We start from the raw sequence: 10,533 nt of genomic DNA, 5'->3' as shown, positions 1-10,533 counted from the left end.
CGCCGCGGGCTGTTCCGCGCGGCGCGTCGTGTGTCAGTTCTGCGGGGCGGGCGGCTCCGCGGCCGGTACGCAGGTCAGCCGGAAACCGTTCGCGGCTTCGGTGATGGCCGCCTCGACCTCGCGGGTGGAGGGGCCCCGGAAGCGGAAACGGGTGCCCACGTGCTCGTAGCCGCTGATCGCGGGGGCCACCGCGCCGACCGGGGTGTGCAGGACGGCGTACGGGAGGCGGGCGGGCTCGGGCGGCGCCGCCGCCCAGCCGGCGGCTTCCACCCGGCAGGGGGCGGGGACCGGCAGCGGCAGCAGCAGGTAGCCGCCGACCTCGCCGGTCTTCAGGGGAGGCAGGACCGGGGTCAGACCCAGCTGGATGTCGACGGCGGCGGCCATCAGGTCGACGCCGTGGACGTCGCGCCAGGTGAAGGGGATCTCGCCGCCGCCCACCCGGGCCCCGCATTCGAGGAAGACCAGCGCGGGCCCGCCGTCGGCGGCCCGGGTGACGAAGGCCTCCAGGTGGAAGACCCACGGCCGGGAGCCGCCGAGGGCCGCGCCCACGGCCGCGGCGAAGGCCTCCGTCGCCTCCAGCAGCGCCGGGTCGTCCTCCTCGACGGAGCCGAGCCAGGTGCCCTGGGTGAAGTCGGCGCAGGTGCCGCCGACGTAGCGCGAGACCGTCCAGCTGCCCAGCGAGTCGCCCTCCCACAGGCCGTCGATGTGCAGGATCGGCCCGTCGACGTAGCTCTGCACGAGGTACGGCTCGCCGGCCAGCGCGGCGGCCAGTCCCGGGACGGCGGCGACCTCCGCGGCGGAGTCCACCCGGACGACCCCCCGGCTGGCGGTGCCGCGGTGCGGCTTGACGACCAGCGGCCAGCCGTGGGCTTCGCCGAAGGCGAGCACGGCGGCCCGGTCGGGCGCCGGGGCGAAAGCCGGTACGGGCAGGCCGGCCGCCGCCGCGGTGCGGCACATCGTCAGCTTGTCGCGGAAGACGGCCAGTTCGGCGGTGGTCTGGCCGGGGATCGCGAACTCCTCGCGGATCAGCGCGGCCGTGTCGAGGTCCCCCTCGTTGAGGGCGACCAGCCGCGCCGGGGTGCCGAAGCGGGCGACGAGTGCCGTGACGGCCGCGCGGACGGCGGGCAGGTCGTCGGTGAGGCCCACGGTGGTCACCGCCGCGGCGGCGGGCGGCAGCGAGGCGCGGCCGAGCTCGGTGCTCACGTAGGTGACGTGGGCGGATCCGTGGTCGAGGTAGTCGGTGTAGTGGGCGTGGGTGTCCCGCCAGCGGTGCAGGACGAGGATGTGGGGGCGGTCGCCGTTCACGCGCGCTCGCCCTCCTCTCCCGCCGCGTCCGGGCCGGCTCCGTCGACCGCGCCGGCGGCGCCGGTCGCGTCCGCGGCTCCGGCGGCGAGCCAGGGCAGGGCCGCCGTCGCCATCGTGCGGACGCCCACGGACAGCGCGGGCCCGGCGACGGGCGCGAAGGTGGACGAGTGGTTCTGCGGGAGGTCCTCCAGCCGGCCGGCCGCGAAGGCCTCCCCGAACGCCTGCTGGTCGAGGCCGCCGTAGAACCAGTACACAGAGGGAACTTGGGCCGCGGTGGCGAGGAGGCCGAAGTCCTCGCTGGCGGTGGTCGGCCCCATGGTCATCACGGCGCCGGCCCCGAAGTGGTCGCGGTGGGCCTGGGCGACGCGCTCGGCGCTCGCCGGGTCGTTGACCGTCATCGGCAGGTGGTAGACGGAGGTGATCTCCGGGTCGGCCGTCGCGCCGGCGGCCGCCGATTCGGCGCGCGCGAGGCGCTCGATGGCCGCGATGACCTTCTCGCGGACCGGCGCGGAGCTGGTGCGGACGTTGATGCCGAGCTCGGCGGTGTCGGGTATGACCGCGGCGGTGGTGCCGGCCTGCAGCTTGCCGACGGTGAGCACCACCGGTTCCTGGGCGGCGATCTCGCGGGAGACGACCGTCTGGAGCCGCAGGACCAGCGAGGCCGCCATGACCACGGGGTCCACCGCCGCCTCGGGCTTGGAGCCGTGGCCGCCGCGCCCGAAGAGCTTGACCGTGATGGAGTCGGTGGCGCCCATGACCGTGCCGGGGCAGGTGGCGATGAGCCCGGCCGGGCCCGGTCCGACGTGCGAGCCGAGGATCACGTCGGGGCGCGGGAAGCGCTCGAAGAGGCCGTCGTCGACCATCGCCCGGGCGCCGTAGCCGCTCTCCTCACCCGGCTGGAACACCGCGACGACGGTGCCCCGCCAGGCGTCCCTGTTGCGGGCGAACAGGTCGCAGGCCCCGATCAGGGCGGCCACGTGCAGATCGTGACCGCAGGCGTGCATCACGGGGACCTCGGCGCCCGTCTCGTCGGTGGCGGTCTCCGTGCTCGCGTACGGCAGTCCGGTGGCCTCCTTGACGGGCAGCGCGTCCATGTCGGCGCGCAGCATCACCACGGGGCCCTCGCCGCCGCGCAGGACCGCGACCACGCCGGTGCGGCCGACGCCGGTGGTGATCTCCCAGCCGCCCTGTGCGGCGAGCCGCTCGGCGACGAGGGCGGCGGTCCGCTTCTCCTGGAAGGCGAGTTCGGGGTGGGCGTGCAGTTCGCGGTAGTCGGCCTCCAGGGCCGGCAGCAGTGAGTCGAGACCTTCGAGCAGTGCAGTCATGTCGTCCTTCTCAGGCATGAGGGGTTACGGAGGACATGGGGTGCTCGCGTACACCCCATGAGGCGGCCAGCGCCGCCGCGGCGGTCAGTGCGGGCCACCACGGAAGCCACCCGCCCAGTCCCGCCGACCGCAGCAGCTCCGCGAGCATCGGGAAGGTGCCGCCGAAGAGGCTGATCGCGGCCGCGGTGGGCAGACCCACCGCCACGGCGCGCACGGCCGGCGGGAACAGCTGCCCGGCGAAGACGTTGCTCACGGCGAGCGGCAGGCCCAGCAGGAAGAGCAGGACCACGGTGACGAGCTGGACGGGCACCCGGCCGGACTCCATGGCCGCCAGCAGCGGCACGGTGCCCAGGGCGAGCCCGGCGAATCCGGTGCGCAGGACGGGCAGCGCGCCGAACCGGTCGGCTGCCTTGCCGCCGCCGAGCATCGTGACGAGCAGGGCCACCATGCCGAGGAGCAGGGCCGCGGAGGTCTCCTCCTTGGTGGCGGCGCCGACGCTGTCCGCGTAGGAGGGGAAGTCGACGGTGACGAAGTAGAAGGCGGTGGTGGCGCCGGAGGTGATGGCGAAGACCACGGCGAGACGGCCGAGATGGGACTTCAGGACGGGCCAGGGGCTCGGTGCCTTCGCGGCGGCGGGAGGGGCCGCCGCGCCGACCGGAGCCACGGGGGTGTGCCCGGAGTCGCGGGCGGCGGCCGTGAAGACGGCGCTCTCCGCCGCGCCGCGCCGGATCCACAGGGCGGTGAGGCCGAGCAGTCCGCCGAAGACGAAGCCGAAGCGCCAGCCGCCGTCCTCGACCCCGCCCTCCCCGAACACCCCGAGCAGGACGTTCATGACGATGAAGGACAGGGCGCTGCCCAGGACCACTCCCCCGTAGGAGACGGCGCTGTAGAAGTAGCGGCGTCCGGCGGGGGCGGTCTCGGTGACGTACGCGGCCACGCTCGGGTTCTCCGCTCCCACCGAGAGGCCCTGCACCAGCCGGGCGCCGACCACCAGGAGCGGAGCGGCCAGGCCGATGGAGGCGTAGCCCGGTATGACCGCCAGGAACAGGGAGCCGGCCGCGATGAGGCCGACGGTGAGGGTCAGTCCGTAGCGCCGGCCGCGGGTGTCGGTGAGGCGGCCGATGAGCACGCTGCCCAGGGGCCGGACCAGGAAGCCCAGGGCGAAGCCGAGGTAGGCGGCGATGAGTTTGGCGGTGGGCGAGGAGCCGGGGAAGAGGGCCTCGGCGAAGTAGGGGGCGAGGATGCCGTAGATGGTCCAGTCATAGGCCTCGACGACGGAGCCGACGGTGGCCGCGGCCAGTTCCCTGCGGGGGCGCCGGCCCGGCGCGGTGGTGCCCACCGCGCCGGCCGCCGGGACGCCGGCTTGCTTAGTGCTGGTCATCTGTCACTCCGTAGACCCTGATCAATGTGTGGTCGCCGGGGAACGGCACGGCGTGCAGCCGGGCCCCGGTCGCCGGGAGCGCCTCCAGGCCGGTCAGGCCCGTGAGGGCGGGCAGGCCGGCGGCTGCCAGTGCCCGGGCCGCGGGTCCCTCGCCGTGGCGGCTGTCGGTGGCCACGAGGGCCGCGCCCTGTGCGGCGAGCAGGGCCACCGCGTCCTCGGTGAGGTACGGGCCGGCCGCGCGGCCCGTCTGCACCACCACCGCGTGTCCGGCGAGGTCGAAGGGGGCCAGCGCGAGCCGGTCGGCGACCGGCTGCCCTGCTCCGAGCAGCCGCAGCAGGACCACGGGCAGGTCCACCAGGCCGGCCAGGCCCGGTGCGCCGCCGGGTGCCCCGGGCCAGGCGGGCTTGGTCGCGGGGCCGGTCAGGTCGACGGTGCGGCGGCCCGCGCCGGGGGCGACGGTGTTGCGGGAGCCCTTGTGGGGCTCCTGGATCAGCTCCCGGCGCGTGATCTTCGTACTGCCGACCATCAGCAGTCCGAGGTGGCGCACCAGCAGTTCGCCCAGTTCGCCGTCGCCGATGTCGTCACCGGGGATGTCCAGCCGGAATCCCTGGGTCTGCAAGGCGCCGCCGTTGCTGAAGACGACCTCCGCGTCGAAGTCGACCCGCCACTGACCGCTGCTCGTTCCCGTGGTCATGTTCCCTGTCCTCGCGTTCGTGGATCCGTCGCTCGCGGATCCGTGCTCTTCCGTGCCGAACCGGCCGTTGCGGTTCAGGCGCAGTCGATCAGAGCTTTCTCCAGGGCCGCCGCCATCTCGTGGATCTCGTCCTCGGTGATGATCAGTGGCGGCAGGAGGCGGAGCACGGCGCCGTGGCGGCCGCCGCTCTCCAGCAGCAGTCCGTGGTCCAGGCAGGCCCGCTTGAGGCGCTTGGCGCGGGCTCCGTCGGCGGGCAGCGTGCCGAGCGCGTCGGCCTGGCCGAGCGGGTCGACGATCTCGATGCCCCACATCAGGCCCCGGCCGCGCACCTGCCCGATCTCGGGGTGGCCCGCAGCCAGCCGGCCCAGCAGTTCGGCGATCAACTCGCCCTTGGCGGCGGCCTTTTCGATCAGGCCCTCGGCTTCCGTGACCCGCATCGCGGCGAGTCCCGCGACCAGGGCGATCTGGTTGCCGCGGAAGGTGCCCGCGTGGGCGCCGGGAGACCAGGAGTCGTACTTGCCGTGGTAGAGCAGCATCGACAGCGGGAAGCCGCCGCCGGCCGCCTTGGACACCAGGACGGCGTCCGGCTCGATCCCGGACTCCTCGAAGGCCCACATGGTGCCGGTGCGCCCGAAGCCCGCCTGGATCTCGTCGAGGACCAGCGGGATGTCCAGCCGGGCGGTGATCTCGCGCAGCCCCCGCAGCCAGGCCGGCGGTGCGGGGATGACCCCGCCCTCGCCCTGGACCGCCTCGACGAAGATGGCGGCCGGCTTGGTGATGCCGCTCTCCGGGTCGGTGAGCAGGCGCTCCAGGTAGGTCAGGCCGGCCTGGACGCCCTGCTCCCCGCCGATCCCGAACGGGCACCGGTAGTCGTACGGGTAGGGCAGGTGGTGGACGTCCGGCATGAGGGAGGGCACGGACTCCTTGGCGCCCAGGTTGCCGGTGAGGGCGAGCGCGCCCGCCGTCATCCCGTGGTAGGCGCCGTGGAAGGACATCACGGTCCGGCGGCCGGTGGCGGTCTTGAAGAGCTTGATGGCCGCCTCGGTGGCGTCGGTGCCCGCCGGCCCGCAGAACTGCGTCTTGAAGTGGTCGGACATGGTGCCCGGCAGCCGTGCGTACAGGGCGTGGAGGTACTCGTACTTGGCGGGGGTGGTCAGGTCCAGCGCCTGCTGGACCTGACCGGAGGCGAGGTACTGCGCCACCGCGCGCAGCACCTCGGGGTGGTTGTGCCCCAGGGCGAGGGTGCCCGCCGCCGCGAGGCAGTCCAGGTACTCGCGGCCGTGTCCGTCGCGGATCCGCGCGCCGCGGCCCTCGGTGAGGATCTGGCCGAAGGCGTTGGCGTAGGTCCTGGCGCCCGACTCGCGGTCCTTGACGAAGGTGTACATGTCGTCCGGCGTGAGGGTGGTCACGTCTTCACTTCCTCAGGTGTGAGCGGGCGTCGGCGACCATGACCTGGCCGAGGGCGATCCCCCCGTCGTTGGTCGGGACGAGCCGCTGGACGTAGGTGTCGAAACCGTCGGCGGTCAGCCCGGTCAGACAGTTGAGCAGCAGGAATTCGTTGAGGAACACGCCTCCGGAGAGGGCGACCTGGTTGACCCCGGTCTCCTCCCGCAGGGCCTTGCAGCGTTCCCGGACCATCTCGACGACGGCCGTGTGGAACCTGCGGCTGATCCGCTCCGTGGGGAGCCCGGCGGCGACGTCGGCGGCCATGGCCCGGATGACGGGCCGCGGGTCGACCTCGGTCAGGCCGTCCGCCTCGTAGGCCCCGAAGCGGTAGTCGGGCGCCACCTCGCGGGCGGCGTCGCGGCCCAGCAGGCCTTCCAGCTCGATCGGGCCCTGTGCCTCGTACTCGGCCTTGGAGCACACTCCGGCCAGGGCGGCGGCCCCGTCGAAGAGCCGGCCCATGCTGGAGGTCGGCGGGGAGTTGATGCCGCGGGCGGCCATCCTGGCGAAGACCTGGCGCCGTTGCCCGTCGAGGTCGGCGAGGGCGGGGAACCCCGCCAGGGCCAGGTCCGGGTCGCCGTCGAAGGCGTCCAGGGCGAGCGCGTATCCCGTGCGGATGGGTTCGCGCACGGCCTGGTCCCCGCCGATGAGCGGCAGCCTGCGCAGCCGGCCGACCCGGCGGTAGGAGGCGAAGTCCCCGAGGAGGAACTCCCCGCCCCAGACCGTGCCGTCCTCGCCGTAGCCGAAGCCGTCGAAGATGACGCCGAGGGTCGTGCCGCTCACGTGGTTCTCCGCCATGCAGGAGGCCATGTGCGCGTGGTGGTGCTGTACCTCGACGGTGGGCAGGGCCGGGCCTGTGCCGTCGTCGTCGAGGGCGGCGCGGGTGGAGCGGAACTGCGGGTGCATGTCGTGCGCGGTGATCTCCGGCTTCAGCGCGTAGAGCTGCGCCAGGTGCCGGGCGGTGCGGTGGTGCGCGGCGAAGGTCTCGTCGTTCTTGAGGTCGCCGATGTGCTGGCTGAGGAAGACCTGGGACCCGTTGGTGAGGGCGACGGTCGTCTTCAGTTCGGCTCCGAGGGCGACCACCGGGGCCACCTCGCGGCCGACGTCCACCGGGTAGGGCGCGTAGCCGCGGGCCCGCCGGATGAACTGGAGGAGCGGCTTGTCGAGTTCGGGGTGGTCCGAGAGGCGGACCACCGAGTCGTCCACGCGGATCTCGATGTCGCGGTCGTGGTAGAGGATGACGTCCGCGATCTCGAAGAGCTGCTCCAGCGCTTCCTCGTTGCGGTAGGCGATGGGGTAGCCGGAGATGTTGCCGCTGGTGGCGACGAGGGCTTCGAGGCCGGGCTCGTCCAGCAGCAGGTGGTGGTGCGGTGCCGACGGCAGCATGATCCCCAGGTTGGGGTTGCGGGGCGCCACCGACTCCGGGAGGGAGCCGGGGCGCTTGCGCGCCAGGAGGATCGGCCGGGCCGGCGAGCGCAGGATGTCGATCTCCTCCTCGGAGAGCTCCACCAGGCGCTGCGCCGTGGCCAGGTCGCGGACCATCACCGCGAACGGCTTGGAGTCGCGGCGCTTGCGGCCGCGCAGCAGGGCCACGGCCTCCGCGTTGGTCGCGTCCACCGCGAGGTGGAAGCCGCCGACGCTCTTGATCGCCGCGATCCCGCCGTCCGCCAGGACCCGGGCGGCCCTGACGAGTGCCTCGTCCCCTTCGGCCGTGTTCCCCTCGCGGTCCTGGAGCAGCAGCCGGGGGCCGCACTCCGGGCACGCGTTGGGCTGCGCGTGGTAGCGCCGGTCCATGGGGTCTTCGTACTCGTTCTTGCAGTCCGCGCACATGGTGAAGGTGGCCATGGTGGTCATCGGACGGTCGTACGGCAGGTCCTGGATGATGGAGTACCTGGGCCCGCAGTTGGTGCAGTTGATGAAGGGGTAGCGGTGCCGGCGGTCCTTCGGGTCCCGAAGTTCCGCCTGGCAGTCGCCACACACGTGGGTGTCCGCCGGGAGCAGTGCGGACCGGGCTCCGGTGTGCTCGCTGTGCACGATGGTGAACGGGCCGGGGGGCACGCTCCCCGGAGCCAGGCCCCGGGTGGGACGTACGTCGTCCACCCGGGCGAGTTCGGGGGCGCGGCCGCTCAGGCCGGCCGCGAACTCCGTGAGGGCGGCGACCGGTCCGGACGCCTCCACCAGCACGCCCTCGGGGTCGTTGCGAACCCAGCCGGAGAGGCCGAGTTCACGGGCCAGCTTGTAGACGAACGGCCGGTAGCCGACGCCCTGGACCACGCCGGTGACGCGGATGCGCCACTCCTCTGCCCCCACTGCGGGCTCTGCGGTCTGCTCGGTGCTCATGGCGGTCTCCTCGGTCCTTCTCAGCAGAGCCGGGGCAGTTCGGCGCCGAGCAGTTCTTCCAGCTGGGTCTCGCGACCCTCCTTGTCGCGCAGCAGCACCAGGCCCTCGGTGTCCTCGGCGATCTCGCCGATGGCGACGGCGTGCTTGCCGTAGGGGGTGGAGTGCAGGGCGGCCAGTACGTCGGCCTCCGCGGCCGGGTCCACGAAGATCGCCAGGCAGCCCTCGTTGGCGCAGTGGAGGGGGTTGATGCCCAGCATGTCGGCGGCCATCGCGGTCTCGTGCTGGATGGGCAGGTCGTCCTGGGCGACCCTGATGGTGCGGCCGAGCTTGTGGGCGTACTCGTGGAGCACGGCCGTCAGGCCGCCGCGGGTGACGTCGCGCATCGAGCGGACGGCGCCGGCGGGGACGTTGGAGAGCAGCGTGTCGACCAGGCCGTTGAGCGGAGCGCAGTCGCTGTCCACGCGCTGTTCGAAGCCGAGGCCCTCGCGGATGGAGAGCAGGTGGACGGTGTGGTTGCCGATGGGGCCGCTGAGGATCACCCGGTCGCCGGGGCGCACGTCGGTCATGGTGAGCGGCTCGCGCTCGAAGACTCCGACGCCCGCGGTGTTGAGGTAGATCTGGTCGGCCTCGCCCTTGCGGACGACCTTGGTGTCGCCGCCGACGATCTGAACGCCGGCCTCGCGGGCGGTGTCGCGGATCGACTCCAGGACCTGGACCAGCCGGGGTATGGGAAGCCCGGTCTCCAGGATCATGCCGAGGGTGAGGTACTTGGGCCGGGCGCCGGCCACGGCCAGGTCGTTGACGGTGCCGCAGACCGCGATCTTCCCGATGTCCCCGTTGCCGAAGAACGGCGGGTCGATCACGAAGGAGTCGGTGGTCATCGCGATGCGGTCGCCCTCGATCTTGAGGACCGCGCTGTCCTCCATGATGCCGACGTACACGTCGCCGAGGGTCTGCGCGATGAGCTGCACCAGGTCCTGGCTCAGCTTCGCGCCGGTGCCGTGGTCGAGAACGATGTACTGGGTGGGGTCCACGCTCGTGGTCATGCCGGTTCCTTTGCGGAGAGGGGCTTCGCCGGGAGGGGCGCGGTCACGGGGTCTTGATGTTCTTGCGGGGCAGGCCGCCCTCGGCGTCGAGGACGCGCAGGACCTCGTCGGAGTCGGTCACGGTGGCGCAGTAGCCCTCGAGCCAGTCCAGGGCGCGCTGCTTGTCGTCGAGGCGGGCCGAGACGACGCAGTCGGTCGGGACCCAGATGTTGTAGCCGCGGAAGAAGGCGTCGGCGGCGGTGGTCTGGACGCAGATCTGCGTCTGCATGCCGGTGATCAGGACGGTGTCCACGCCGAGGGCCTGGAGGCGGTCGTGCAGGTCGGTCTCGTAGAAGCCCGAGTCCTTGCTCTTCTCCATGACGACGTCCTCGGGGGCGAGGAACGCCTCGATGATGTCGGCGCCGTGGGTGCCGCGCTGGACCGGGAGGTAGCCGTCGTAGCGCTCGGCGTTCGGGTCCTCCGGGTCGTTGACGAGCTGCAGGTGGAAGATGTGGTGCCCGCGGCGGCGCATCTCGTCGAGGAAGCCGGTGAAGTGCGGGGTGGCGGCGTCGACGGCGGCGACGCGCTCGGGGTTCTTCTCGACCAGTTCGTACTGGAGGTCGTTGGTGAGGACGGCGATCTTGGACATGGCTGTGCCCTTCGGTGACTGGTGCGTCGGATGGACCCGGCTCGCGGCGCGCCGGAGCACGCTCTGCCGGGGTGTGTGCGGGCGCCGCGCGGCCGTGGGGCCGCTGCCCGTCTTCAGGAGGGGAGGTCCGCCCGCCGGTGGCGGGGCGTGAACGGTGACACCGTGCCGGGCGGCCCCGATGGGGCGCCGACGGCGGGGAGGGGCGCTCTGAGGCGCGTCAGGTGCGGTGCGAGTGCGCTGCGAGGGCGGCGCGAGGGCGTGCTCGTACGTTCAGGTGGTGCGGTGCGGTGCGGTGCGGTGCGGTGCGGTGCGGTGCGGTGCGGTGCGGTGCGGTGCGGTGCGGTGCGGTGCGGTGCGGTGCGGTGCGGTGC

8 protein-coding genes are annotated in these 10,533 nt (G+C 73.1%); all 8 read right to left on the bottom strand.

Annotated features, from left to right (window positions below):
* Positions 1-33 precede the first annotated feature (33 nt).
* Entirely contained in the window at positions 34-1,305 is a 1,272-nt protein-coding gene (locus tag ACFWBY_RS06385; RefSeq protein WP_385341590.1) for an acetyl-CoA carboxylase biotin carboxylase subunit family protein, read from the bottom strand.
* Positions 1,302-2,630, bottom strand: a complete 1,329-nt coding sequence (locus ACFWBY_RS06380; RefSeq protein ID WP_385341588.1) for an amidohydrolase — start codon at positions 2,628-2,630, stop codon at positions 1,302-1,304. Before ACFWBY_RS06380 ends, ACFWBY_RS06385 begins: the two co-directional genes overlap by 4 nt.
* Positions 2,631-2,640: 10 nt before the next feature.
* Positions 2,641-4,011 (bottom strand): MFS transporter, encoded by a 1,371-nt coding sequence (locus ACFWBY_RS06375; RefSeq protein ID WP_385341586.1) that lies wholly within the window; start codon positions 4,009-4,011, stop codon positions 2,641-2,643.
* Complete coding sequence (locus tag ACFWBY_RS06370; protein ID WP_385341584.1) at positions 3,998-4,705, bottom strand: hypothetical protein; 708 nt, start codon at positions 4,703-4,705, stop codon at positions 3,998-4,000. Before ACFWBY_RS06370 ends, ACFWBY_RS06375 begins: the two co-directional genes overlap by 14 nt.
* 74 nt (positions 4,706-4,779) lie before the next feature.
* The gene (locus ACFWBY_RS06365; RefSeq protein ID WP_385341583.1) at positions 4,780-6,114 is read right to left on the bottom strand and encodes a diaminobutyrate--2-oxoglutarate transaminase family protein; all 1,335 of its coding nucleotides are present in this window, start codon (positions 6,112-6,114) and stop codon (positions 4,780-4,782) included.
* 4 nt (positions 6,115-6,118) lie between these two features.
* Positions 6,119-8,488, bottom strand: coding sequence for a carbamoyltransferase HypF (hypF, locus tag ACFWBY_RS06360; protein WP_385341581.1), 2,370 nt, complete (start codon positions 8,486-8,488; stop codon positions 6,119-6,121).
* Between the two features lie 20 nt (positions 8,489-8,508).
* On the bottom strand, positions 8,509-9,534 hold the full coding sequence (gene hypE / locus ACFWBY_RS06355) for a hydrogenase expression/formation protein HypE (RefSeq protein WP_214948524.1): 1,026 nt from the start codon (positions 9,532-9,534) through the stop codon (positions 8,509-8,511).
* Between the two features lie 43 nt (positions 9,535-9,577).
* Positions 9,578-10,162 (bottom strand): cysteine hydrolase family protein, encoded by a 585-nt coding sequence (locus tag ACFWBY_RS06350; RefSeq protein ID WP_385341579.1) that lies wholly within the window; start codon positions 10,160-10,162, stop codon positions 9,578-9,580.
* Between the last annotated feature and the right edge of the window lie 371 nt (positions 10,163-10,533).

It is taken from the genome of Streptomyces sp. NPDC060049 (assembly GCF_042736715.1).
GTDB lineage: Bacteria > Actinomycetota > Actinomycetes > Streptomycetales > Streptomycetaceae > Streptomyces.
Note: the sequence above shows the minus strand (reverse complement) of the source record. Positions and strands in the feature narration are given on the sequence as shown.

What these genes read in the sequence shown, in the direction of transcription:
- ACFWBY_RS06380 (WP_385341588.1), bottom strand. Translation starts at nt 2,630, where the DNA reads ATGACTGCACTGCTCGAAGGTCTCGACTCACTGCTGCCGGCCCTGGAG.
- ACFWBY_RS06375 (WP_385341586.1), bottom strand. Translation starts at nt 4,011, where the DNA reads ATGACCAGCACTAAGCAAGCCGGCGTCCCGGCGGCCGGCGCGGTGGGC.
- ACFWBY_RS06370 (WP_385341584.1), bottom strand. Translation starts at nt 4,705, where the DNA reads ATGACCACGGGAACGAGCAGCGGTCAGTGGCGGGTCGACTTCGACGCG.
- hypF (WP_385341581.1), bottom strand. Translation starts at nt 8,488, where the DNA reads ATGAGCACCGAGCAGACCGCAGAGCCCGCAGTGGGGGCAGAGGAGTGG.
- hypE (WP_214948524.1), bottom strand. Translation starts at nt 9,534, where the DNA reads ATGACCACGAGCGTGGACCCCACCCAGTACATCGTTCTCGACCACGGC.
- ACFWBY_RS06350 (WP_385341579.1), bottom strand. Translation starts at nt 10,162, where the DNA reads ATGTCCAAGATCGCCGTCCTCACCAACGACCTCCAGTACGAACTGGTC.